The following is a 25,808-nucleotide window of genomic DNA, read 5'->3' on the forward strand; positions in this document are numbered from 1 at the left end:
GGTTGTTTTATTATAAAGCGGATGAAAGGGGGGGAGAATGAATAAAGTAAAGAAAGGGTTGGATAATCAGGCAATAGGATTATTGCCTCTATTGCTATTTATGTTTCTGGATAATTATTTTTCTTATTTATTATCCTTTATAATAGGTATTACTTTTTGTTTCGTTTGTATCTTTCTTTTCCAAGTGCTGATAAAAGAGCGTGTTTACCAGTTTTTATTATTGCCTTCTGCTGCTACACTAGTATTGTTTTCTGTTTTTCTTTGTTTGAAGCTGGAGCCTGTTTTATATGTCTATTCACCTCTCATTACAGAAGTTATATTGGTTGTAGTTCTCACTATAGTGGGCTTTTCAAAACGTACAATTTTACAAAAAATCAGGGATTCTAAAAAACCGACTTATAAACGGACATTACTTCGTACAACTTTAAATGAATTTTATTTTGTATCCCAGATTGTCCAGAATTTCTATACACTACATTTATTTATTATCTTGCTTTATAGCATTCTTCCGGATTCGATACAAAGTGTGCGTACAGAACGTTTTTTATATAGAGAATTAGGCTTGATTATCGGCGTATGTGTTATTCTTTATGAACAGATTCGTTTGTCTTTGATGAGAGGAAGCCTGAAGAAAGAAATGTGGCTACCTGTATTGAACGAAAAAGGTAAAGTAATAGGTTGTATTGCCAGGTCGGTAAGCCGTGCTTTATCAAAAAAATATTATCATCCGGTTGTCCGTATAGCAGTTATCTATGACGGAATGTTGTATTTGGCAAAGAGAAGTCACGAGGCTTTTATTTCTCCGAATATGTTTGACTATCCATATTATAGTTATGTGTTGTTCAGGCATAGCATAGAAAATACAGTTAAAGAAACTCTTGGTAGTTTAGGTAAAGAGGAAGGTATAACTCCTCGTTTTTTAATCCGTTATACATTTGAAAATGAAAAAGTAAAACATCTTGTTTCATTGTATGTGGTGTGTCTTCGCAAAGAAGATCAATTAAAAATGTGCAAAAAACGAGAAGGTAAATTGTGGACTACGAAACAGATTGAGGAGAATATGAATAAGGGTGTATTCAGTGAAGCCTTTGAAAAAGAATTTCCCTATTTACAGAATACCGTTTTGCTGGCAGAACGTTTTTGTTGCGAAAATCCTGTAAAACAGTAGAACTTTTTCTTTTATCTGTGTCCTAATTCAATAACTTCAAGATCTTTGATCGCTTTGTCTTCTATCATAAAACGGACTAATGTTCTGACTTGATGAAATCCACTCTTTCCCGCTGCTCCGGGATTTATATATAAGCAATTCAGATTTTTATCGAATACCACCTTTAATATATGCGAATGGCCTGCAATAAACAGGTTGGGGCGTGTGTCATATAGTTCTTGTCGAATTTCAGGATTATAGCGTCCCGGATATCCACCGATATGTGTCATCATTACATTCATCCCTTCTGCATTGAAATGGGCAACTTTGGGATATTGCAAACGTGTTGATTGTCCGTCTATATTGCCAAAAACAGCTCTCAATGGTTTTAGTAATGCAAGTTTGGAGGCCAGTATATCTGAACCGATATCGCCTGCATGCCATATTTCATCACACGTTTTAAAGTATTCCGAATATTTGTCATCCCAGTATCCATGCGTATCTGAAAGAAGTCCAACTTTAAGCATAACAATTTCTTTTATCCGACAAAAGTATCTATATTTACGCACCTAAGATAAGAATATTATGGAGAATTCATATAAATACTTTAAACGGGACATTAGTTGGTTATCTTTTAATTACCGTGTCTTGTTGGAGGCAGAAGATGATGCTCTTCCTATTTATGAACGGATTAAGTTCCTTTCTATCTATTCTTCCAACCTTGAAGAATTTTACGAAATACGTGTAGCCGAACACCGTGGTGTTATTATGAAAAAGAATTATACAGAAGAGAGCGGTGCTGAGGCTGAGGAAGTTTTAGCGGGTATTACGAAAGAGGTAAACCGGCAGCAAGGAGAATATTATCGTATATTTTATGATAAAGTCTTGCCGGAACTTAACAGACAGAATATTTATCTTTATCAAGACAGTATACCGGAATCTTTTCATGAAGAATTTGTTCATAATTTTTTTAATGAGGAAATTTTCCCTTTTTTATCTCCGGTAATGATTCAGGCGGGAGATATCCGAACTTTTATACGTGACCGCCGCCTTTATCTTGTGATCCGTATGGTGAAGAAAAGCAAGCGCTTATCTACTCCCGGATATGTCCCTGAATACCATTATGCATTAATGAAGATTCCGTATGCAAAAGTTCCCCGTTTTATAGAGTTGCCAGTACATGAGGGAAAATCATATATCATGTTTATTGATGATATTATACGTGCAAACCTGTCTAGTATATTTCCTGGTTATGTAATTGACAGTTGTTATAGTATTAAAATATCAAGAGACGCAGATATTTATTTGGATAATGAGAAAAGCGGTAATATTGTTAAAGATATCCGGGAAAAAGTAAAGAAACGGAAGATTGGAGCATTAAGCCGTTTTATGTATGATCGGGCGATGCCGGATGATTTCCTGGCTTTTGTTTGTGAAGCTTTTGGAATTACTGCTGACGATTTGGTAGTTGGAGGTCGTTATCTGAATCTACAAGATTTAATAAAGCTGCCTAATCCGAAAGGAAAAGAGCTGGAGCAGCAAATACCGGTTCCGATGCGTGTTTCTTTTCTTGACGAAATGGAGTCTGTGTTTAAAGTCGTCAAAAAGAAAGATGTATTACTTCATTTCCCTTATCAGTCATTTGATTATCTGATACGTTTTTTAATGGAGGCAGCTTTTGACCCGAAGGTGGAGGAAATAAAGATTACCCAATATCGTGTGGCAGAAAACTCTGCTGTTATCAATACATTGATCAGTGCTGCCCAGAATGGAAAAAAAGTTACGGTCTTTGTTGAATTGAAAGCCCGCTTTGATGAAGAAAACAATATGAGTACGGCGGAACGTATGGAGCAGGCGGGCATTCGTATTATTTATAGCATCCCGGGGTTGAAGGTACATGCAAAAGTAGCTGTTATCCTACGTAAGGATAGTGAAGACGGAGGCAAGCGGAAAGACTTTGCTTATCTAAGTACGGGCAATTTTAATGAGAAGACTGCTAAAATCTATTCTGATATGGCATTGCTTACTTCCAAAGCTGAAATAGTACAGGATATAAATAAAGTGTTTGCAATATTAGAAGGTGATGCGTCAGAACCGGTGTTCCGGCATTTATTGGTTGCCCGCTTTAATATGGTATCGGAATTGACTCGTATGATTCAGCAAGAGACAGAACATGTAAAGCAAGGCCGAAAAGGTCGTATCATATTGAAGATGAATGGTCTTCATGATCAGAATATGATTAATGAATTATATAAGGCCAGTGAGAATGGTGTAGAGATAGATTTGATTATTCGAGGTATTTGCTGTTTGGTTCCGGATCAACCGTATAGCCGCAATATCCGGATTACCCGTATTGTCGATATGTTTCTTGAGCATTCCAGAGTTTGGTATTTTTATAATGATGGAGAAGAAAACTTATACTTGACTTCTGCCGATTGGATGCGCCGTAACCTGAATCGCCGCATTGAGACAGCTTTCCCTATATTAGTACCGGAGTTGAAGCAGGAAATAATAGATATTCTGAATATACAGATGCGTGATAACGTAAAGGCTTGCCGGATCGATGAAAATTTATGCAATAACTTTAAACGGGATGATAATCCGCATAAAGTCCGTGCGCAGTTGGCTATTTATGAATACTTGAAAAACCGGTCGTAATTAGTTGAACTATGGATATTTTTTCATCTTGGAACTTTGTCTTGTGGGGAGCTTCTTGCTTAGTAGTTCTGGTCGTTGCTGTATCGGCTTATGCATTGGGAAATTATGTGGGATGCAATAAAGGGAGGATCAGACTTATAAAAGATAAAAGCAAACGTAACAATGCGCTTGCCAATTTATACCGGAAAGAACGTCATAATTATATTCTGCAGATTGATGCCTTAAGAAAAGAGCTTAGTCAACTGACTATAGAATCGGAGTTGTATGTGCAGCGAGAAGCTGAAATCGCCACCTTTGAACAGAAATTAAGAGAGTATGACCGTGCTCTCTGTATGCTCTCATCCGACACCCCGGATACTTTTGCTTCAAATATTGTCCCTTTGTTAGTTCAGTTAAAGAGTGATCCGGTAAGGACAAATCTGTCAAAAGCGGAGTGGAACGAACTGTTGACCGTGTCTGATTTGCTGTTTAACCTCTATCTGACGAAATTAAAGGATAAGTTTTCTATTACTCGCCATGAACAAGAAATATGTTGCCTTATTAAATGGAATTTTTCCCGCAAAGATCAATTGGCTGTATTCAATAATACGGCAGAGGCATTGGCTAAATCTAAGAATCGTTTAAAAAAAAGACTGCAACTGGATGAAAAAGTCGATATAGATCAATATATACGTCTTTATTAATTGTATTTATTTGCCCGGTTGTCCGGATTATAATGAATGATTTACCCTTTGATAGGTTTAATGTGCTTATTATAAGTGTGTTTGTCCTGTTTTGATTTGTCCGGTACAGCGCGTGTTCTTTTTTACTTCTCTCTTCTATATTTGCAGTGTGTTGTTTTAAGTTTATTAATTTGATGTATCTATGAAAACACTATCTGCTTTCGCTGTTTCCTGCTTTATTTTGATAGGAATTAGCTCATGTAACAAACCGAATCCTGCCGCAAACCTGTCTGCCATGATGAAGAAAGCGACAGGCTGGCCTTATGAAGTGCTGGTTGTAATGGATAAAAACGTGTGGAAGGGGGAAGCCGGGCTAATTATCCGGGAAGAGCTGACAATGCCGGTTCCTGCTTTGCCCCAATCTGAGCCTTCTTTGCATGTGAGTTATTCCGAGCCATCCAGTTTTAACAGTTTCCTCAGATACGTGCGCAATATTCTTTTGGTTGATATAAATCCGGATTTATATACAAAAGTTTCTGTGCATGAGATACGTGATAAATGGTCGTCCGGGCAATATATAATCCGGCTAACCGCACCTTCGTCTAGTGTGTTATCCGAATACGTTTTGCTGCATGACAGATCGTTGGTGAACTATTTTGAGCAGGCAGAGCAGAACCGTCGGATCGCAATGCTGAGCAGAACGCATAGTTCGTGGGTGATAAAAAGACTGCAAGATAATTTGGGTGTTTCATTGTTTGTGCCCGAAGAAATGAGTGCGTATAAAGATACCTCAGGTTTCTTTTGGGTATCGAATAATGCAATAAAGGGACGCTCAGACATTGTAGTGTACAGCTTCCCTTATAGCGGATCGGCCGAACCAACTGCCGATTTGTTGATTTCCAAGCGCGATTCCGTGTTGAGGAAAAATGTTCCTGGAGCTTTTCCTGGTTCATATATGACAACTGCCAAATGTTTTCCTCCTGTTTATGAACGGTATGCAAACAGTATGAAAAACTGCTGCGTACTTCGCGGATTGTGGGATATGGAAGGAGACAAAATGGGGGGGCCTTTTGTTTCGTATATTTATCATGATAGGGCCAACAGCCGGATTCTTGTGGCCGAAGGTTTTGTGTTTGCCCCCGAATCAAAGAAAGCCAACCTTATACGGCAACTTGAAGCGTCGCTTCTAACAGTCAGCTTTAAAGAGTAAGCACCTTTTCCGGCAAGTAGCTTGTTCTTATTCTCCACTCTTGTGGATAAAGATTGTTGGCACGGTTGCCCAAGTGTTTTACGAAACCTAGAGGGAATCCTTTATAAGTGACTAATACGTAGCCTTTCTCTATGCTTTCGGGTAGGAGAAGGGCTTCTTTTTTTAGATAGCGTATTGCGTCGTCCCAGCTAAGTTCCACAGACGGGAAAGCATCCCGGCGCAACGCTGTGCTAAGTGCCAGTTCTTGCGAAGGAATCAGGTCTTTGCCCTTCAGCTCGCCAAGGCAAACGCCTGCCGAGATAATGTGTAGCCGGTCACATAAAAGCGGATATACATCGGCAACCGATTTCGGTTTCATCAGTATGAAATTTTTGTTCCATCCTGATGAAAATAAATTTTCATACTGAAGAAACTTTTTTGCATATTCCGGAACGGGAGGTTCCGCCTTTCTTTTTTCTTTCTTTTCTTTTGTCTTGAAACGAATTTCTTCTGCTTCACCTTCTGCTTTGCGGAGAACGGCCAGAAAGAACCCCTCGCCTTTGGTTTTATGTGGAAAGAAACGGTAAACCGGATAATTGTATTTAAGGGCACCGGTTATTTGCCATTCTTCCGGTGTTGAGATTGAAAGGGCTTCGGCACCTAATTCTTCTGTAATGTAATATACATTATCTTCATCTTCTTCCGTATTGTATGTGCATGTACTGTAAATCAGTATGCCTCCGGGCTTTAAAGCATTCCATATATCATGGATGATACGTCGGCTCCGTCCGGCACATAAATTAACATTGGCAAGGCTCCACTCGCCTGTACTGTCGGTATCTTTACGGAACATTCCTTCACCGGAACAGGGAACATCTGTTACAATGACATCGAATAGATGGGTAAGCTTGCCTATTTCTTCAGGGTCATTGTTGGTAACAATAACATCGGGTATTCCCCATTTGGCCATGTTTTCTGCAAGGATATTGCTTCTGCTCCGGATAACTTCGTTGCTTACAAGCAAACTGCCTTCCGGCAAAAGGTTGGCAAGATGGGTGGATTTTCCTCCCGGAGCAGCACATAAATCCAAACAACGTACTGGTCCGGCTACATACTGTTTAATGGCTTGTTCCAGAAACATGGATGAGGCTTCCTGCACATAGTAAGCTCCTGCATGAAATAAAGGATCGAAAGTAAAAGATAAACGTTCCGGCAAATAAAAGCCGCTTTTACACCATGCCACAGGTTCGCCGCCGTTGGGTGTATGAGTTCCTTTCTTTTCATTGATACGGATGCTTACGGGTACTTCGGCCTGCAAAGCTGTTTCCAATTTGCTGAATTCGTCGCCTAGCAAGGCACGTGTACGGGTAATAAAATCAATAGGAAGTGACATCTTATTCTGTTTGTTTGCTACAAAAATACTACATTTGCAGAAAACAAACAGTATGCAAGCATCTCTTTTCCTTATACCTGTCACTCTGGGAGAAACGGAACATCGTCGTGTGTTGCCGGAATACAATCGTGAGGTTATATTGCAGATAAAGCATTTTATTGTTGAAAATGTACGTACGGCACGTCGCTTTCTGAAGAAAGTAGAGCCGTCTATAGTGATAGATGAACTGACTTTTTATGAATTGAATAAGCATACTTCTCCTGAACAAGTGACCGGCTATTTGGCCCCGTTGGCAAAAGGAGAGAATATGGGTGTTATATCTGAAGCCGGATGTCCTGCCATTGCAGATCCGGGAGCTGATGTGGTGGCTATTGCTCAACGTAAAAATTATCCGGTTGTGCCGTTGGTTGGTCCTTCTTCTATTTTGATGTCGGTAATGGGTTCCGGCTTTAATGGACAAAGCTTTGCTTTTCACGGTTATTTGCCGATAGAGGCTTCGGAACGGATAAATGCGATCAAGAAACTGGAAGGGCGCATCTATTCGGAGAACCAAACACAACTTTTTATAGAAACTCCATACCGAAATAATAAGTTGGCGGATGAGCTTATCCGTACGTGCCGTCCTTCTACCAAGCTATGTATAGCATCTGATATTACGTGTGAGGATGAATATATCCATACTCGTCCGATTAAAGAATGGGTAGGAAAGGTGCCTGATTTAAGTAAGAAGCCCACAATCTTTTTAATCTATAAATAATATATAGTGCGTATGGCTGCATATCAAGCTCACGAAACTGCTGTAATTGACCCGGGATGTGTTATAGGCGACGGTACATATATTTGGCATTTCTCCCATCTGATGGCGGGATGCAAGATTGGAAAGAATTGTAATATCGGACAGAATGTGGTTGTTTCACCGGATGTTGTATTAGGCAATAATGTAAAGGTGCAGAACAATGTCTCTGTTTATACCGGAGTTGTATGCGATGATGATGTGTTTCTTGGCCCTAGCTGCGTGTTTACAAATGTTACGAACCCACGTAGTGCCGTTTGCCGTAAAGATCAATATAAGAAAACGTATGTTGGCAAAGGTGCAACAATAGGAGCCAATGCAACAATCGTTTGCGGACATGTTATTGGCGCTTATGCTTTGATTGGGGCAGGAAGTGTGGTGACGAAGGATATTCTTCCTTATGCATTGGTTGTAGGTAATCCTTCCAGGCAGGTAGGTTGGGTAAGCGAATATGGCCATCAACTTTCTTTTGATAAGGCTGGCTATGCAACTTGTCCTGAGAGCGGACAAGAATATCAACTTCTGGATAATGAAGTAAAACGGATAAAATAATAAAGCAGGTTATACAATAATGGCGCAAAAGCCATATATAACTTTGCGCCATTAGTTATCTAGGTATATCTTTTAGCAAGCCTTCAAGCTCATGTCCAGACTTTTTACAGAGTGGGTAAGAGCGCCGACAGAGATATAGTCAACACCACATTCTGCATAGTCGCGTAAGGTGTCGAATGTGATACCGCCGGAAGATTCCAATTCATAGCGACCTGCTACGCGGCGTACAGCTTCCTTTGTATTCTCTATATTGAAGTTGTCAAGCATAATTCTGTCTATTCCACCCACTTTCATGGCTTGTTCCAGCTCATCGAAGTTACGCACTTCAATTTCTATCTTCAGATTTTTGCCTTTTTCTTTTAGGTATTTCTGTGCACGGGTGATAGCTTGTTCGATACCTCCGGCAAAGTCTACATGATTATCTTTCAGCAGAATCATATCAAACAATCCGATACGGTGATTTACGCCTCCTCCGATCTTTACAGCTTCTTTTTCCATCATACGCATACCCGGAGTTGTTTTACGGGTATCCAGTACGCGTGTCTTAGTGCCTTCTAATACTTTTACGTATTTACGGGTTGTTGTTGCTATACCGCTCATACGTTGCATTACGTTCAGCATCAGGCGTTCGGTCTGCAACAGAGATTGTACTTTCCCTTCTACCGTGAATGCTATATCCCCTTTCTTTACTTCTGCTCCATCGTTGATGAAAATAGTCATTTTTAATTCAGGATCGAAGTAGTGAAAGATACGTTTGGCCATTTCCACACCGGCAAGTACACCATCTTCCTTGATGATAAGCTGGCTTTTTCCCATGGCAGTTTCAGGAATGCAGCATAATGTCGTATGATCGCCATCTCCAATGTCTTCGGCGAAAGATAGCTTGATTAAGTCGTCAATTAGTTGATCCATTTATTCTATTCTATTCTGATTGATTGTATAATCGCTTTGTTTTCTTCCGAGCGGTAGGTCACATTTACCCGGTATTCGCCGCTTCCTGTTGAAAGTTTGCCAACGAAAAAACCGCTTTCCTTTTTATCGGCATGATGAACTATCGTGAATCCGGAAGGTTTGTTAGAACTAAAGAATGTGTTCAGTTGTGCAATGGCTTCATTGCTGTTGCATTTCTTTGTAGAATTGGGCAATGCCATATCTACTTCTTTATCCATGGAAGCAGATAGTGATGAGGCATTTCCTCCTTTGAAAGCATTTGATATATTCGTTATATCAGCTGCCTGGATGCTTAATACAGAGAGTATCAAGGCGAGCGTAAGTAAAAATCGTTTCATAGCTTTCCCTTTTTTTGTGAATAATCAGCTGCAAAGGTATGTATTTTTCTCGTAACTTAGCCCCTCTAAATGCGTTAATTGTAAACAGATGAAGATTGCATTGGTTGTGATAGGCAAGACAGATGCCGGCTATTTTGTAGAAGCTATTAATGAATATAAGAACCGCTTGGTACACTATATCCCTTTTGAGATGGAAGTTATTCCTGATATAAAGAATGTAAAGAATCTATCTGAGCCGCAACAAAAAGAAAAAGAAGGCGAGCTGATTTTAAGAGCACTTCAGTCGGGGGATTACCTTGTTTTGCTTGATGAAAAGGGCAAAGAGTTTACCTCAATGCAGTTTTCTTCCTATATAGAGAAAAAAATGCACGCGGTTCCAAAGCGGCTGGTCTTCGTGATAGGTGGCCCTTATGGCTTTAGTGAAGCTGTTTACAAGGTTGCATCCGAAAAGATTTCTTTGAGTAAAATGACTTTCTCGCACCAAATGATTCGTTTAATCTTTGTGGAGCAGATATACAGGGCGATGACTATTCTGAACAACGAACCTTATCATCATGAATAGAATAAGGAACAGGTTCTTTTAATCGGTTCACGGCTGTGGTTTGGTCGGATCACAGCCGTGATCTGTTTAGTTCTTCGTGGAGAAATGAATAAAATGCTTCGGGGCAATTCTAAAATTCATGCGTTTTTTGCAATAACATATAATCAAGTAAGGTAATGGCTGCCATCGATTCGACGATGGGCACTGCGCGTGGAAGTACGCATGGATCGTGGCGTCCGCGGGCTTTCAGTATTGTATCTTCACAATCCTGTGTTACAGTTTCCTGTTCCATCAAAATGGTTGCTACGGATTTGAATGCAACGCGGAAGTATATGTCTTGCCCGTTTGAAATGCCCCCTTGTATTCCTCCTGAATGATTTGTATGTGTATTTATATGGCCGTGATCGTTGAAGAAACGGTCGTTACGTTCGGAGCCTCTGAAAAGTGCAGCATCAAATCCGTCTCCATATTCAAATCCTTTTACAGCATTGATAGTTAGCATTGCATGCCCTAACGCTGCATGTAACTTGCCAAAGACAGGTTCGCCTAATCCTACAGGAGTACCTGTTATTACACACGTGATTACGCCTCCTACTGTGTCTCCTTTTGATTTGATCTCTGCTATAAGTTCTTCCATCTCGGCTGCTTTTTCCGGATCAGGACAACGTACGGCGCTATCTTCTGTCAGGTTAAGATCGTAATCCTGATAAGAACCTTCCAGCTTTATAGAACCAACTTGTGAAGTAAATGCCTGTATCCGGATGTCTCGCTGGCGTAGGGCCAGTTTAGCAATAGCTCCGGCAACACAACGCGCAATTGTTTCGCGGGCGGACGAACGTCCTCCTCCGCGCGGATCACGGATGCCATATTTGGTTTGATAGGTGTAGTCTGCATGAGAGGGACGGTATAAAGACTTCATGTTGTCATAATCGGCCGAGTGTTGATTTTTATTCCAGATAATAAAGCCGATTGGCGTCCCGGTTGTTTTTCCTTCGTATATACCGGAAAAGAATTGTACTTCGTCGTCTTCTTTGCGTGGAGTAGTGATGCGTGACTGTCCTGGTTTTCTTCGGTTTAATTCCTGCTGGATAAAATCCATATCCAGATCAATGCCGGAAGGGCAGCCGTCTATTACGCCTCCGATACCTGCGCCGTGCGATTCGCCGAACGACGTTAGCCTGTATATATTACCAAAAGTGTTGAACATAAGCTTGTGGGTTTTTGCTAAATGAAAAATGGTTAATAGATAATTGTTTGTTGCCAATTAACTATTAACCATTCAATAAATATCGATTCTATAATTATTAGTGGCAACCACCGCAACCGCAGCTGTTGTGGTCTTTGTCTCCACAGTCGCTGCCGCAATCATCGCAGCCGCAATTACATCCGCCTGCAGGAGCTGTCATTGCAGCTACTTCTTCTTCAGAAGGTTCGTGAACATCAAGTACTGTTCCGCTAAAGTGTAAGGTTTCGCCAGCCAGAGGATGATTAAAATCCATTACAATGATATCTTCCTTTACTTCCAGAACAGAACCGTTCATACGATTACCGTTGGAATCCATCATTGGGACTGTGTTACCTTCTTTAATCATTTCAGAGTCAAACTTGCCGTCCACCTCGAAAATGTTTTTCGGAAGATCCAGTACATGCTCTTCTACATATTCGCCGTATGCATCGGCAGGAGCTATAGAGAAGTTGAAGGTATCACCTACTTCCAGTCCTTTCAAGGCATCTTCGAAAGCGGGAAGCATCATGCCTGTTCCGAATATGAACTTCAAAGGAACTTCGGCTGTTGCTTTTTCCATCAGTTCGCGCTCTTCACCTTCGCCTACGTTCAGGTCGTAAGTAACCGCAACGTACTTATTTGCCGTAATTTTCATATGTAATCTCGTTTTTATAATGTAAAAATACTATTAAGCTGACAAATTTACGGATTATTTCTGACTTATCGGCGTATTTCCCAAAGAAATAGAGGATGCTTTGCCGGATATATCTATTTTTAAGAATATTATAATTACCTTTGCACCGTTTTAATAGCCTATATTTTAGAATAGGCAACATTGTATATGAAGGTAATATGCAATTGTGAGGAAGTACTTGATGATACTATATAATTATTTTCAAGATTTTTCAAAATAAAGTAAGGATTGTATATTTCAGGTATACAATCCTTATTCAGGGTAATTTATTTCTTTTCTTTATTTAGTGCTTTCTTTAATGCATTTAATGATGTTTCCAAGATAGAGCGTGGACAACCAATATTCAAACGCATGTGTCCTTCGCCTCCCGGACCGAATATACTTCCATCGTTTAATGCCAGACCTGCTTTGTTTTGGAATAAATCGACAAGCTCTTCTTGATTAAGTTTTAGTTCCCGGCAGTCTAACCAAATAAGGAAGGAGGCTTGTGGCATGTACATTTTAATCTTGGGTAAGTTTGTTTTGATGAATTCATCTACAAAACGGACGTTTTCCATAATATACATACGCATTTGTTGTAACCATTCAGCACCATATGTATATGCGGCTGTTGTTGCTTCATAAGCAAATATTGTTCCGTCTCCGAATTCTCCGGCTTCGAGAAATTCATAAAACTCTTTGCGTAAACGATCATTGGGGATAATTGCGTATGATGTTACGATTCCTGCAATATTGAATGTCTTACTGGGAGCCATAAATGTGATGCAACATAAAGCCGCATTATCGGATACGGTAGCAAACGGATAGTGTTTATATTGCGGATAAGCCATTTCTGCATGGATTTCGTCGGAGATAACGAGGATATGATGTTTGGCGCATACTTCGGCAAGTTGTACTAATGTCTCTTTTTTCCATACAATACCACCCGGGTTGTGTGGGTTGCACAAGATTAATGCCTTGCATTTTTCATCTATAATAGATTCCAGTTGTTCGAAGTCCATTTCATACGAACCTTCTACCAGTTTTAACGGATTGTAAACAACTTCGCGTTTCATACTTTGCGGAACGATGCGGAACGGATGATATACCGGAGGCTGGATTATGATTTTATCCCCCGGACGGGTAAAGCATTGAAGTGCAAAACTGATGCCTTTTACTATGCCGGGAATATAACTGATCCATTCTTTTTGTATTTTCCAGTTGTGTTTGTAATGTACCCAGTTAATGATACTTTCATAATATTCGTCCGAGCCGTATGTATAACCGAATACCTCATGTTCACAGCGTTTTTTTATGGCCTCGACAATGAAATCGGGTGTGCGGAAATCCATATCTGCTACCCAAAGAGGTATTAACTTTTCATCGCCGAACCGTTCTTTTAGTAAATCATGTTTTATACAATTTGTGCCGCGACGTTCGATTACTTCATCAAAGTTGTACTGTTTCATATTCTATAAAATGTCTGTTTCTTGTCTGTGTTGCCGTCAAAGATACAAATCTTTATAATATAGATATCTATGATATATGAAATGATTGCTTTTAAATCTATTGGAAAAGTCTTTATGGCGTGTTAAAGTGCAAGTGTAACATATTTTTTCGTTGATAAATGAAAGAAAAAGAAAGAATTTTCTTTTAAATCCTTTGTTGATTCCGATTATTGTTCTACATTTGCTGCGTCAAGTAAAATAAAGACGAAAAGAAAAGATGATGAACAACGTATTGCATATTATTCTCGTGGTGGTCCTTCTAGTCATTAGTAGGTAAGGAGAAAGGTGTGTAAGATGTTGTGAAATCGTGAAGATATTCTTAAGCCTTTCTCCTTATAGAGAAGGGCTTTTTTAATTTATAAAAGATATGATGAAGCATCCGTTAAGAAGTTCATACAGTACCGAAGGCCGCAGAATGGCAGGTGCGCGTGCTTTGTGGCGTGCCAATGGCATGAAAGAAGAACAATTAGGCAAACCTATTATTGCAATAGTTAATTCATTTACACAGTTTGTACCGGGGCATGTACATTTGCATGAAATCGGGCAACTGGTGAAAACGGAAATAGAAAAACTTGGATGTTTTGCTGCCGAATTCAATACGATTGCTATTGACGATGGTATAGCTATGGGGCATGATGGAATGCTTTATTCGCTTCCTTCACGTGATATTATTGCCGACAGTGTTGAATATATGGTGAACGCTCATAAGGCAGATGCTATGGTTTGCATAAGTAATTGCGACAAGATCACTCCGGGAATGTTGATGGCAGCCATGCGGTTGAATATTCCCGCAATCTTTGTGTCTGGTGGTCCGATGGAGGCTGGAAAACTGGACGGCCGTCATCTCGACCTGATTGATGCTATGATAGAGTCTGCGGATACTTCTGTGAGTGACGAACGAATTAAACAAGTGGAGCGCAGTGCATGCCCGACTTGCGGAAGCTGTTCCGGTATGTTTACTGCCAATTCAATGAACTGTCTGAACGAAGCAATAGGTCTGGCTCTTCCAGGCAATGGTACGATTGTTGCTACGCATGCAAATCGTATTCAGCTATTCCGAGATGCTGCTAAACAGATTGTCGAAAATGCTTATAAATATTACCGGGATGGCGATGACTCCGTTTTACCTCGCAGTATAGCTACCCGCCAGGCTTTCCTTAATGCAATGTCTTTGGATATTGCAATGGGTGGTTCTACAAATACGGTGCTTCATCTGCTGGCTGTTGCTCAAGAGGCAGAAGCTGATTTCACTATGGACGATATAGACAAACTTTCCCGTAAGACGCCTTGTTTATGTAAAGTCGCTCCGAATACGCATATCTATCATGTGCAGGATGTAAATCGTGCCGGTGGAATTCTTTCTATTATGAAAGAGTTGATGGAAGGCGGTTTGGTGGATGGCACGGTAAAGCGTGTAGATGGTAAAACATTGGCAGAGGCTGTAGATAGTTTCGGCATTACTTCTCCAGGTGTAACAGATGAAGCTATAAAGAAATACAAGAGTGCACCTGCACATAAGTTCAGTATTCGAATGGGCTCACAGGAGTCTTATTATAAAGAATTAGATACCGACCGTGCAAATGGCTGTATCCGTGATGTGGAACATGCTTATTCGAAAGACGGCGGTTTGGCTGTCCTGAAAGGTAACATTGCTCTCGACGGTTGTGTTGTAAAAACAGCCGGGGTGGATGAGAGCATATGGAAGTTCTCAGGTCCGGCAAAAGTATTCGATTCACAGGATGCTGCTTGCGAGGGTATCCTGGGAGGCAAAGTTGTATCAGGAGATGTGGTTGTCATTACCCATGAAGGCCCGAAAGGAGGACCTGGCATGCAGGAGATGCTTTATCCTACTTCTTATATCAAGAGCCGCCATTTGGGTAAAGAATGTGCATTGATTACCGATGGACGTTTTAGTGGCGGAACATCCGGGCTTTCTATCGGACATGTATCTCCCGAGGCTGCTGCCGGAGGTGCTATCGGCTTGGTAAAGGATGGCGATATTATAGAAATAAATATACCCGAACGTATTATTAATGTAAAGGTGAGCGATGCCGAATTGGCCGAACGTCGTAAAGCGGAAGAAGCCCGTGGAGCGAGAGCATTTACTGCTCCTCACCGTCAGCGAGTCGTCTCGAAAGCGCTGAAGGCTTATGCTAAGATGGTAAGCTCGGCGGATAAAGGAGGAGTTCGTATAATAGAAGATTAAACACAAGGCTAATATAATTTAATATGGATACACATAAGATAACCGGTTCGGAAGCTTTGCTGAAGGCGCTGATTGCTGAAGGAGTAGATACTATCTTCGGTTATCCGGGCGGACAGGCGATACCTATTTATGATAGTTTATATGATTACAGAGATAAATTAAGACATATACTGGTGCGCCATGAGCAAGGCGCTACGCATGCAGCTCAGGGTTATGCCCGTGTTTCTGGTAAAGTAGGAGTGACATTGGTTACTTCAGGTCCCGGAGCAACCAATACTATTACAGGCATAGCCGATGCGATGATGGATAGTACGCCAATGGTAGTAATTGCCGGACAGGTACCATCACCATTATTGGGAACGGATGCTTTCCAGGAAGTAGATGTCATTGGTATTGCACAACCTATTACCAAATGGGCTTATCAGGTTCGTAAACCCGAAGAAATTGCCTGGGCTGTTTCGCGTGCATTTTATATTGCATCAACCGGCCGTCCTGGCCCGGTTGTGCTTGATATAGCAAAGGATGCTCAGGTTGGTTTACTGGAATATGAATATAAAAAAGTAGATTATATCCGTAGCTACCAACCGGAACCAGATATAAAGAAAGAAAGGATTGAAGAAGCAGCGAGCCTTATCAATAATGCTGAAAAACCATTTTGTTTGGTAGGACAGGGCGTTGTGTTGGGTGGCGCGGAAGAAGAATTGAAAACATTCCTGTTAAAGAATGATATACCGGCAGGTTCAACAGTTCTTGGCTTGTCGGCTTTGCCTTCTGACTTTTCTTTAAATAAAGGAATGCTTGGCATGCATGGAAATGTGGGTCCGAACCGTAAAACGAACGAATGCGATGTGTTAATTGCTATCGGTATGCGTTTTGACGACCGTGTAACCGGGGATTTGAAAACTTATGCTAAACAGGCAAAAATAATTCATCTGGATATCGATAATTCGGAAATAGGAAAGAATGTTCCTGTAGACGTAAAAGTGCTGGGTAATGCTAAACATTCTATACCGATGATTACCGCCTTATTGGAAGAACGTAAACGTCCTGAATGGAATGCCGAATTTGAACCGGATGAAAAGGAAGAATACGAAAAAGTGATCGGCAAGGAACTTTATCCTTCCGAAGGCAAACTGAAGATGGGTGAAGTAGTCCGTAAAGTATCTGAAGCAACGGGCAATGATGCTGTGTTGGTTACAGACGTAGGCCAAAATCAGATGATGGGTGTGCGCTATTTCAAATATAAACAAACCCGCAGTGTAGTAACATCTGGTGGTTTGGGAACAATGGGCTATGGTCTTCCTGCAGCGATTGGTGCGAAACTGGGCGCTCCTGAACGTACGGTTTGTTTTTTTACCGGTGATGGCGGCATCCAGATGACGATTCAGGAGCTGGGGACTATCATGCAGGAAAATCTGAATGTGAAAGTTATTGTTCTTAATAATGATTTCTTAGGTATGGTGCGCCAGTGGCAGGAATTATTCTTCCACGAACGTTATTCAAATACGATAATGAAGAATCCGGATTTTGTTGGGATTGCTAAAGCTTATGGAATAGCCAGCCGTGCTGTTGATAAACGTGAAGAACTGGATGACGCGATTGCCGAAATGCTGAATCATGACGGTGCTTATGTATTGGTTGCCAATGTGGAAACCTGTGGTATGGTCTATCCGATGGTTCCGGCCGGGGGAAGTGTTACGAACATGATTTTAGGAGATAAGTAAGGAAGAACAGTTATGAATATAAAGAAATTATATACCGTTATCATCTTTTCGGAGAATACCGTTGGCCTTTTGAACCAGATTACGATTATCTTTACGCGCCGGCAGCTGAATATAGAGACACTTTCAGTTTCGCCTTCAGCTATTGCCGGTATCCATAAGTTCACAATTACGACTTTTGCCGATGAGGATATGATTGACAAGGTTGTAAAACAGATTGACAAGCGTGTTGATATTCTGAAAGCTTACTATAATACGGATGAAGATCTGGTATATCAGGAAATAGCTCTCTATAAGTTGAGTACCGAGCTTTTTATCAAGATGGGAACGGTGGAAGACCTGATTCGTAAGTATAATGCCCGTATTTTGGAAATGAACGAAGATTGCGTTGTATTGGAAAAGAGTGGTCATTATGATGAGACACAGGCTTTGTTTGAAGAACTTAGCGGGTCTATCGGCGTTTTGCAGTTTATTCGTTCCGGGCGCGTGGCTATCACGAAAAGTAAAGTCGAACGCTTGAGTGATATGTTGGCAGATATGGAACGTAAATTGCAAGGAAGACAACAGTAATAAAGGTAGATATGGAGAAAGTAGGAGTATTTCATTTTGATGCCGAGTCGTACCAAATGGATTTTAGAGGTCGTGTTACGATTCCAATGATAGGTAATTACTTGATTCATGCAGCTTCGGCACATGCGGCAGGACGTGGTTTCGGGTATGACGATATGACGGAGAGGCATACTGCCTGGGTTCTGTCCCGTTTGGCTCTTGAAGTGACTGAATATCCGAAAAATGCCCAATCTATAACGGTTTATACTTGGGTGGATGAGGTAGGCCGACTCTTTACCAGCCGTTGCTTTGAGCTGGCGGATGGTGAAGGAAAAACATTTGGTTTTGCCCGTTCTATCTGGGCGGCTATCGATTTGGAATCGCGTCGTCCTACTTTGTTGGATGTGGAAGGGTTGAGCATATATATATCCGATCGTATTTGTCCAATAGAAAAGCCTGGAAAGATTCTCCCGGTAGAGAATAAAACAGAAGGTGTCCCTTACATGGTGAAGTATAGCGACCTGGATATAAACGGACATTTGAATAGCATTAAATATATGGAACATTTACTAGACCTGTTTGACATTAATATGTTCCGCGAAAAAGAGGTAAACCGTTTTGAAATAGCTTATCAGGCAGAAGGCAAATACGGTATGATGCTGGGATTGCATTCTATTGAAACAATCCCTGGTAAGTATGATATGGCTATATGCCATGAAGGCAAGGCTATTTGTCGTGCGGCGGTTACCTGGAAATAGAATTTTTATTAATACATTATATTTTAATAGTAAAAGAAAATGGCAGTAATGAATTTTGGCGGTGTAGACGAAAATGTTGTTACCCGCGAAGAATTTCCGTTGGAAAAGGCAAGAGAAGTGTTGAAAGATGAAGTTATCGCAGTAATTGGTTATGGTGTTCAGGGACCAGGGCAGAGTTTGAACTTACGTGATAACGGATTTAATGTTATCGTTGGACAGCGCAAAGGTAAGACTTATGATAAGGCAGTAGCTGACGGTTGGGTACCGGGAGAAACACTGTTCGACATAGAAGAAGCTTGTGCAAAAGCTACAATTATTCAGGTTCTTCTTTCAGATGCAGCACAGATTGAAGTATGGCCACGTATAAAGAAATACCTGACTCCGGGGAAAGCATTGTACTTTTCTCATGGTTTCGCTATTACGTACAAAGAGCGTACTAATATTATACCTCCTGCAGACGTAGACGTAATTCTGGTTGCTCCGAAAGGTTCGGGAACTTCCCTTCGCCGTATGTTTCTTCAGGGACGTGGGTTGAACTCAAGTTATGCTATCTTCCAAGATGCTACAGGTCGTGCTTTCGACCGTGTTGTGGCTTTGGGTATCGGTGTTGGTTCTGGTTATTTGTTTGAAACGACATTCAAGAAAGAAGTATACTCCGATCTGACAGGTGAACGCGGTACTTTGATGGGAGCTATTCAAGGTTTGCTGCTGGCTCAGTACGAAACGTTGCGTGAACATGGACATGAACCTTCTGAAGCGTTCAATGAAACTGTTGAAGAATTGACTCAATCATTGATGCCTTTGTTTGCTGAAAACGGTATGGACTGGATGTATGCAAACTGTTCAACTACAGCCCAGCGTGGTGCTTTGGATTGGATGGGGCCGTTCCATGATGCAACAAAACCTGTATTTGAAAAGCTATATAGCGAAGTTGCCTGTGGCAACGAAGCCCAGCGCTCTATTGATACAAACAGCAAACCTGATTATCGCGAAGGTTTGGAAAAAGAATTGAAAGCTCTTCGTGAAAGCGAAATGTGGCGTGCAGGTGCTGTAGTACGTAAATTGCGTCCGGAAAATAATTAATTATATTCAGAATTTATGGTGATAAAAAAGGCAGAGAGCATTCTCCGCCTTTTTTATTATCTCCAAAAATAAAAATATTTAGTCCATGAGGGAAAATATTAGGTAAACACATCTGGTTATAAGAAACTGTTTTGAATTTATTGAATACTTTTTTTAAGTATGATTTGACAGTAACTTATCCCTGTTTATCAGTGAAGTTGGTTGGATAATTACTTATAAAAATCATAGTTATGATTTTAACGGATCATAGTTATGACTAAAAAAAGTCATAACTATGAAATGTCATAATTCAAAAATAATCCTCATATATGCATTAGCCAAAGTCATCGCATTATGAAATCAAATCAATTAACCGTACCTGTAACCGGAAGCCTGAAACGCGTACAAATCTCCAATCCATTTACTTGGTTGAATCTTGCCAGGGTTTATTCTTTCTTATCTTTCGGTGCAATTGATTGCAATGAAAGAGAAGCATGGCATTCATGGTGATGTTCATGGGACGAACAGCCTATGCCGGAATCTGTAATTTTCCCGCGCAGATAGTCAGTGGCAACATCCAGAATATTTCCGGAACAACCTCTCATTACTTTTATATGGTGAGATGTAAGGACGTTCAAAGCTCCTTGTCCCATATTCCCTGCCAGCATTACACTTACACCCATGTTTTCCAATTCTTCTGCGATATTGGATTTACATCCACATCCTTGCGGAGAAGGAATAGTCTCACTGCTTAGAATTTGATTGTCTTGCCCTACTGTCAAAATTGTGTAATACTCACAGTGACCGAAATGGTTATCAACCACATTGCCTTTGGTCGGAATTGCAATTTTCATCATAATCTCATTTTTATTAATGTTAATATTACTTATGTTTGTGTCATCAGAGTGACATACAGGACATTTTATTTTGCGGATTTTAAGTGCAGGATCGATATTATTAAATAAAAAACCGCATACTCCACAACGGAACCATTCACTATCTGTGTACACTACTCCGCCTTTTATCATTATAGCAACACCACGAACCAATGCTTTGGCAATCTTTTGCCTAGCACTGGTATATATCCGACTAAGGGTCGGACGTGATACCCCCATTGAGACGGAAGCCTCTTGTTGGTTTTTCATTTCATAATCACATAATCTTATAGCTTCATATTCTTCGAAATGCAAGAGTATAGTCTCTTTACAACAACTGTTGAAAGCTATCGGCTTAAATCCTGCAACAGAAGGCGTATTGTTGATTTTGCGTATGTTCTTTGGACGTGGTGACATTGTATATTTACTATTTACAATCGCAAAGATAATGAACAAATGTTCAAAATAAAAACAACAACAAAGTACTTTTCATAAATCTGTTTGAGTTATATTTGATCTGTAAATAACTGGACTGTACAGGTTCTTGATATTCGGGCAAGGATAGATATTGATTGGTGGCCTATGTTTCTTAAAACACTTAGTAACTATAAAATTAGAATAATTCTCTAGAGATTCATACAAACAAGATTCGATTTTTATTTCTTACTTTTGCACTCAATTTAATATTCAATATATGGTAAAAGCAAATATGAAAGGAATACAACTGATGGCTATCGTTAGTTGTACAATAGTGTGGATGGCATCCTGTAAACATGCTCCGGATGCGCAGATGAAAGCGTCTTACGCAACGATGAAAGTCTCTACCGCAGATAAAGAGTTGACTACACCCTATTCTGCTACAATTCGTGGTCGTCAAGATATAGATATTTATCCGCAAGTATCGGGTACTATAGAACGACTCTGTGTAACAGAAGGGCAGGCAGTGCGAAAAGGGCAGTTGCTTTTTGTCATAGATCAAATTCCTTATAAAGCAGCTCTGAAAACAGCTCAAGCAAATGTAGAGGTTGCAAAAGCGGCTTTGAACACAGCCGAATTGAATTATAACAGCACAAAAGAACTCTTTGCCCAAAAGGTTGTTTCCGAATTTAATTTGAAAACAAGCCAAAATAATTTTCTAACAGCAAAAGCTCAATTAGCACAGGCGGAGGCACAGGAGTTAAATGCTCGTAATAATCTTTCCTATACTGAAGTTAAAAGTCCGAGTGACGGAGTTATCGGTATGTTGCCTTATCGTGTTGGAGCATTGGTCAGTGCTAGTATTCCCCAACCGTTGACTACAGTTTCCGATAATTCAAACATGTATGTATATTTTTCTATGACTGAAAATCAGCTTTTAGCAATGAGCCGTCAATATAAAAGTATGGATGACGCTTTGGCTAATATGCCGGAAGTCACATTGAAACTGAACGACCAGTCTATTTATGAGCAGAAAGGAAAAATCGAATCTATCAGTGGAGTAATAGATCGGCAGACTGGTACGGTTGGCGTACGTGCTGTATTTCCAAACGAATTCCGTTTGCTTCATAGTGGAGCTTCCGGCAATGTACTTATTCCACAGGCTTATGATGACTGTATCATTATTCCGCAAGGCGCAACAGTGCGTTTGCAAGATAAAACTATTGTTTATAAAGTAGTGGACGGTAAAGCTGTTTCCACATTAATTACCGTTGCCGAAATCAATGACGGTCGTGAATATATTGTACTTGACGGACTGAAAGTCGGTGAAGAAATTATATCCGAAGGAGCCGGGTTGGTTCGTGAAGGAACACAAGTTAAATAAAGAATCGAAGTATGAAAGGAAACATATTTATCAAACGGCCTGTTATGGCCATTTCCATCTCTATTCTTATCTTGGCGATTGGATTGATCTCTCTCTTCACTTTACCTGTCGAACAATATCCGGATATTGCTCCGCCTACAGTCCATGTATCGGCAAGTTATACCGGAGCAGATGCCGATGCGGTGATGAATAGTGTCATCATGCCATTGGAAGAAAGTATCAATGGTGTAGAAAATATGATGTACATGACTTCTACTTCTACTAATGCAGGTTCGGCAACTATTGAAGTATATTTCAAACAGGGAACAGATCCTGACATGGCGGCGGTCAATGTGCAGAATCGTGTAACAAAAGCGCAAGGTTTATTACCGGCGGAGGTAACTCGTATAGGTGTCAGCACACAAAAACGGCAAACCAGCTTTTTGCAAATCGATGCTCTTGTAAGTCCTGACGGGCGCTATGATAAAACATTTCTTGGAAATTATCTAGACATCAACGTTATTCCTCGTATCAAACGTATTGAAGGTGTAGGTGATGTTATGGAGCTAGGCGATACTTACAGTATGCGTATCTGGTTGAATCCTGAACGTATGGCCCAATACGGCTTGATACCTTCAGATGTGACTGCCGTGTTGGGAGAGCAGAATATTGAGGCTCCAACCGGTTCGTTAGGCGAGAATTCGAAAAATGTGTTCCAATACACTATGAAATATCGTGGACGTCTGAAAAGTGTGGAAGAATTCCAGAATATCGTTGTACGTGCTCAAGAAGATGGTTCTGTATTACGTCTTAAAGATGTTGCTAAGGTAGAACTAGGGACATTAAGCTATGGTTTCGATAGCCAAATGGACGGTAAGCCTGCCGTTACATTTATGATTTACCAAGTTGCAGGATCCAATGCTACAGAAGTAAATGAACGTATCTCTGCAGAATTAAAAAAGATGGAAGAAGAATTGCCTGCCGGTATGGAATTTATTACAATGATGAGTTCTAACGACTTCCTTTTTGCCTCTATTTATAATGTAGTAGAAACATTGATTGTAGCGATCATACTTGTAATCCTTGTGGTATATTTCTTCCTTCAGGACTTTAAAAGTACATTTATCCCTTCTATTTCGATCATTGTTTCATTAATAGGAACATTTGCCTGTCTGACAGCAGCCGGATTTACCATCAATATATTAACTTTATTTGCCTTGGTGCTTGCTATCGGTACGGTGGTGGATGACGCCATTGTGGTGGTGGAAGCTGTGCAAGCAAAATTCGATGCAGGCTATACATCGCCCTATCAGGCGACAAAAGACGCGATGGGAGATGTAACGATGGCTATTATTTCCTGTACGTGCGTATTTATGGCAGTGTTCGTACCTGTAACTTTTATGGGGGGAACTTCAGGTATCTTCTATACGCAGTTCGGTGTAACAATGGCCACGTCTGTGGGACTTTCCATGATTTGTGCGTTGACACTTTGTCCGGCTCTTTGTGCCATGATGATGCGTCCCAGCGATGGTAATAAAAGTGCTAAAAGTATTAACGGACGGGTACGTGCTGCTTATAATGCCTCGTTCAATGCCGTGTTGGGTAAATATAAAAAAGGTGTTATGTTTTTTATTCATCACCGTTGGATGGTGTGGGCAGGAATGATTGCATCCGTCATTTTATTGGGATGGCTGATCAGCAATACAAAAACAGGTCTTGTTCCACAGGAAGATCAGGGAACTATCATGGCTAATGTCGCTATTGCCCCGGGTAGTACGTTGGAAGAAACAACGAAAGTATTGGATAAAGTAGAAAATATTTTAAAAAACACACCGGAAATTGAACACTACTCCCGTGTAGCTGGTTATGGTTTTTTGGCAGGGCAGGGAACTTCTTACGGTATGGCTATCATTCGTTTGAAGAATTGGAATGAACGTAAAGGCAGTGAACATGTTTCCGATGCGGTAGTAGCACGTTTGAATGCACAATTCGCTCAAATTAAAGAAGCACAGATATTCTGTTTCCAGCCGGGTATGATACCAGGATACGGTTTAGGTAACTCTATTGAGCTGAATTTGCAAGATCGTACGGGTGGGGACATGAGTACGTTCTACAAGAATGCCATGCAGTATATCGGAGCCTTAAACCAACGCCCTGAAATAGCAATGGCTTATACGTCGTATGCCATGAATTTTCCTCAGATAGCAGTAGATGTGGATGCTGCCAAATGTAAACGTGCAGGCATCTCGCCTTCGGCAGTACTTGATGTATTGGGCAGTTATTGTGGTGGATCATACATTTCCAACTATAATCAGTTTGGGAAAGTATATCGAGTGATGTCGCAAGCTTCACCGGAATACCGCCTTGATGAACAGGCCCTAAATAATATGTTCGTACGAAATGGTACGGAAATGGCTCCTATAAGTCAGTTTGTAACTCTAAAAAGAGTACTTGGTCCCGAAGTAGCCAACCGTTTTAACCTTTTTAGCTGTATTACTGTCAATGTGAATCCGGTACCAGGATATTCTACAGGTGAAGTACAGAAAGCTATTGAGGAAGTAGCTTCACAAATGTTACCTACGGGTTACGGTTACGAATATGGTGGTATGGCGCGTGAAGAAGCTAGTAGCGGAGGTTCACAAACGCTCTTTATTTATGCAGTCTGCATCCTGCTCATTTATTTGATTCTGGCTTGCCTATACGAAAGTTTCTTGGTTCCGTGGGCTGTCATTCTTTCTGTGCCGTTTGGTTTGATGGGGTCATTCCTGTTTGCTAAATTATTCGGATTAGAAAACAACATCTATTTGCAGACAGGTGTAATCATGTTGATAGGTCTTTTAGCCAAGACTGCGATTTTGATTACAGAGTTTGCTGTTGAGCGTCGTCGTCAAGGAATGGGAATAATAGAATCTGCATATTCGGCAGCTCAAGCTCGTTTGCGTCCGATTTTGATGACTGTGCTTACAATGATCTTCGGTATGCTTCCGTTGATGTTTTCTACCGGAGCCGGAGCCAATGGTAATAGTTCGTTGGGTACAGGTGTTATCGGAGGTATGGCTATTGGGACATTGGCATTATTGTTCGTTGTACCGGTGTTCTACATAATTTTTGAATATATGCAAGAAAAAATCCGTCCGCCGATGGAAGTAGAAGCCGATATCCAAGTTGCGTTGGAAAAGCAAAAAAGCCAAACCGAACGTAGTGGTTTAAACAATGAAAATAATTAA

The 25,808-nt window shown here is 40.7% G+C and carries 22 protein-coding genes; 14 read left to right on the top strand and 8 right to left on the bottom strand.

The genetic code is table 11. The annotated features are described in order from the left end of the window. The first annotated feature begins 37 nt into the window (after positions 1-37). Positions 38-1,168 (top strand): NUDIX hydrolase, encoded by a 1,131-nt coding sequence (locus C4S38_RS03835; protein ID WP_099464842.1) that lies wholly within the window; start codon positions 38-40, stop codon positions 1,166-1,168. An 11-nt stretch (positions 1,169-1,179) separates the two neighbouring features. Here the strand turns inward: C4S38_RS03835 and C4S38_RS03840 are convergent, their stop codons facing one another. Further along, on the bottom strand, positions 1,180-1,674 hold the full coding sequence (locus C4S38_RS03840) for a metallophosphoesterase family protein (protein WP_099464235.1): 495 nt from the start codon (positions 1,672-1,674) through the stop codon (positions 1,180-1,182). A 58-nt stretch (positions 1,675-1,732) separates the two neighbouring features. Here C4S38_RS03840 and C4S38_RS03845 point away from each other — a divergent pair, with 58 nt between their 5' ends. From C4S38_RS03845 to C4S38_RS03855, 3 genes are all read left to right on the top strand, one after another. After that, positions 1,733-3,805 carry an RNA degradosome polyphosphate kinase gene (locus C4S38_RS03845; protein ID WP_103982617.1) on the top strand — a complete coding sequence of 691 codons (2,073 nt, stop codon included), beginning with the start codon at positions 1,733-1,735 and terminating at the stop codon, positions 3,803-3,805. Positions 3,806-3,816: 11 nt separating this feature from the next. Next, a complete protein-coding gene (locus C4S38_RS03850; protein ID WP_103982618.1) occupies positions 3,817-4,488 on the top strand; it encodes a hypothetical protein in 672 nt (223 codons plus the stop codon). Between the two features lie 181 nt (positions 4,489-4,669). After that, a complete protein-coding gene (locus C4S38_RS03855; protein WP_103982619.1) occupies positions 4,670-5,677 on the top strand; it encodes a DUF4837 family protein in 1,008 nt (335 codons plus the stop codon). Here C4S38_RS03855 and C4S38_RS03860 read toward each other — a convergent pair. Beyond that, the gene (locus C4S38_RS03860) at positions 5,667-7,049 is read right to left on the bottom strand and encodes a methyltransferase RsmF C-terminal domain-like protein (protein WP_103982620.1); all 1,383 of its coding nucleotides are present in this window, start codon (positions 7,047-7,049) and stop codon (positions 5,667-5,669) included. The two genes, C4S38_RS03855 and C4S38_RS03860, sit on opposite strands and share 11 nt — an antisense overlap. Positions 7,050-7,101: 52 nt before the next feature. Here C4S38_RS03860 and C4S38_RS03865 point away from each other — a divergent pair, with 52 nt between their 5' ends. Both C4S38_RS03865 and C4S38_RS03870 read left to right on the top strand, forming a co-directional pair. Continuing rightward, a complete protein-coding gene (locus C4S38_RS03865; RefSeq protein WP_103982621.1) occupies positions 7,102-7,806 on the top strand; it encodes an SAM-dependent methyltransferase in 705 nt (234 codons plus the stop codon). A gap of 12 nt (positions 7,807-7,818) precedes the next feature. After that, on the top strand, positions 7,819-8,394 hold the full coding sequence (locus C4S38_RS03870; protein WP_099464231.1) for an acyltransferase: 576 nt from the start codon (positions 7,819-7,821) through the stop codon (positions 8,392-8,394). A 72-nt stretch (positions 8,395-8,466) separates the two neighbouring features. Here the strand turns inward: C4S38_RS03870 and nadC are convergent, their stop codons facing one another. Both nadC and C4S38_RS03880 read right to left on the bottom strand, forming a co-directional pair. Next, positions 8,467-9,306, bottom strand: a complete 840-nt coding sequence (nadC, locus tag C4S38_RS03875) for a carboxylating nicotinate-nucleotide diphosphorylase (protein WP_103982622.1) — start codon at positions 9,304-9,306, stop codon at positions 8,467-8,469. A gap of 5 nt (positions 9,307-9,311) precedes the next feature. Then, entirely contained in the window at positions 9,312-9,683 is a 372-nt protein-coding gene (locus C4S38_RS03880) for a DUF4783 domain-containing protein (protein ID WP_099464229.1), read from the bottom strand. An 88-nt stretch (positions 9,684-9,771) separates the two neighbouring features. Between C4S38_RS03880 and rlmH the strand changes: the two genes are divergently transcribed. Further along, a complete protein-coding gene (rlmH, locus tag C4S38_RS03885; protein ID WP_103982623.1) occupies positions 9,772-10,245 on the top strand; it encodes a 23S rRNA (pseudouridine(1915)-N(3))-methyltransferase RlmH in 474 nt (157 codons plus the stop codon). A 109-nt stretch (positions 10,246-10,354) separates the two neighbouring features. On the opposite strand, the gene aroC is transcribed toward rlmH, so the two are convergent. The 3 genes from aroC to C4S38_RS03900 all read right to left on the bottom strand — a co-directional run bounded on the left by aroC (position 10,355) and on the right by C4S38_RS03900 (position 13,591). Further along, positions 10,355-11,431, bottom strand: a complete 1,077-nt coding sequence (aroC, locus tag C4S38_RS03890) for a chorismate synthase (protein ID WP_103982624.1) — start codon at positions 11,429-11,431, stop codon at positions 10,355-10,357. Between the two features lie 97 nt (positions 11,432-11,528). After that, on the bottom strand, positions 11,529-12,104 hold the full coding sequence (locus C4S38_RS03895) for an FKBP-type peptidyl-prolyl cis-trans isomerase (protein WP_103982625.1): 576 nt from the start codon (positions 12,102-12,104) through the stop codon (positions 11,529-11,531). Between the two features lie 305 nt (positions 12,105-12,409). Further along, the gene (locus tag C4S38_RS03900; RefSeq protein ID WP_103982626.1) at positions 12,410-13,591 is read right to left on the bottom strand and encodes a MalY/PatB family protein; all 1,182 of its coding nucleotides are present in this window, start codon (positions 13,589-13,591) and stop codon (positions 12,410-12,412) included. Positions 13,592-14,000: 409 nt separating this feature from the next. Between C4S38_RS03900 and ilvD the strand changes: the two genes are divergently transcribed. Genes ilvD through ilvC form a run of 5 tightly spaced genes read left to right on the top strand, consistent with a single transcriptional unit; the run spans position 14,001 to position 19,947 of the window. Beyond that, the gene (ilvD, locus tag C4S38_RS03905) at positions 14,001-15,836 is read left to right on the top strand and encodes a dihydroxy-acid dehydratase (RefSeq protein ID WP_103982627.1); all 1,836 of its coding nucleotides are present in this window, start codon (positions 14,001-14,003) and stop codon (positions 15,834-15,836) included. 23 nt (positions 15,837-15,859) lie between these two features. Next, positions 15,860-17,560, top strand: a complete 1,701-nt coding sequence (gene ilvB, locus C4S38_RS03910) for a biosynthetic-type acetolactate synthase large subunit (protein WP_099464224.1) — start codon at positions 15,860-15,862, stop codon at positions 17,558-17,560. 12 nt (positions 17,561-17,572) lie between these two features. Next, positions 17,573-18,127, top strand: coding sequence for an acetolactate synthase small subunit (gene ilvN / locus C4S38_RS03915; protein ID WP_099464223.1), 555 nt, complete (start codon positions 17,573-17,575; stop codon positions 18,125-18,127). Positions 18,128-18,138: 11 nt separating this feature from the next. Then, entirely contained in the window at positions 18,139-18,864 is a 726-nt protein-coding gene (locus tag C4S38_RS03920) for an acyl-[acyl-carrier-protein] thioesterase (protein WP_103982628.1), read from the top strand. Positions 18,865-18,903: 39 nt separating this feature from the next. Next, on the top strand, positions 18,904-19,947 hold the full coding sequence (gene ilvC, locus C4S38_RS03925; RefSeq protein WP_099464221.1) for a ketol-acid reductoisomerase: 1,044 nt from the start codon (positions 18,904-18,906) through the stop codon (positions 19,945-19,947). A 425-nt stretch (positions 19,948-20,372) separates the two neighbouring features. Here the strand turns inward: ilvC and C4S38_RS03930 are convergent, their stop codons facing one another. Next, positions 20,373-21,218 carry a DUF134 domain-containing protein gene (locus C4S38_RS03930; RefSeq protein ID WP_103982629.1) on the bottom strand — a complete coding sequence of 282 codons (846 nt, stop codon included), beginning with the start codon at positions 21,216-21,218 and terminating at the stop codon, positions 20,373-20,375. A gap of 277 nt (positions 21,219-21,495) precedes the next feature. Here C4S38_RS03930 and C4S38_RS03935 point away from each other — a divergent pair, with 277 nt between their 5' ends. After that, positions 21,496-22,602 carry an efflux RND transporter periplasmic adaptor subunit gene (locus tag C4S38_RS03935; RefSeq protein WP_103982630.1) on the top strand — a complete coding sequence of 369 codons (1,107 nt, stop codon included), beginning with the start codon at positions 21,496-21,498 and terminating at the stop codon, positions 22,600-22,602. Positions 22,603-22,613: 11 nt separating this feature from the next. Further along, positions 22,614-25,808 (top strand): efflux RND transporter permease subunit, encoded by a 3,195-nt coding sequence (locus C4S38_RS03940; protein ID WP_103982631.1) that lies wholly within the window; start codon positions 22,614-22,616, stop codon positions 25,806-25,808.

It is taken from the genome of Parabacteroides chinchillae (assembly GCF_900108035.1).
Lineage (GTDB): Bacteria > Bacteroidota > Bacteroidia > Bacteroidales > Tannerellaceae > Parabacteroides > Parabacteroides chinchillae.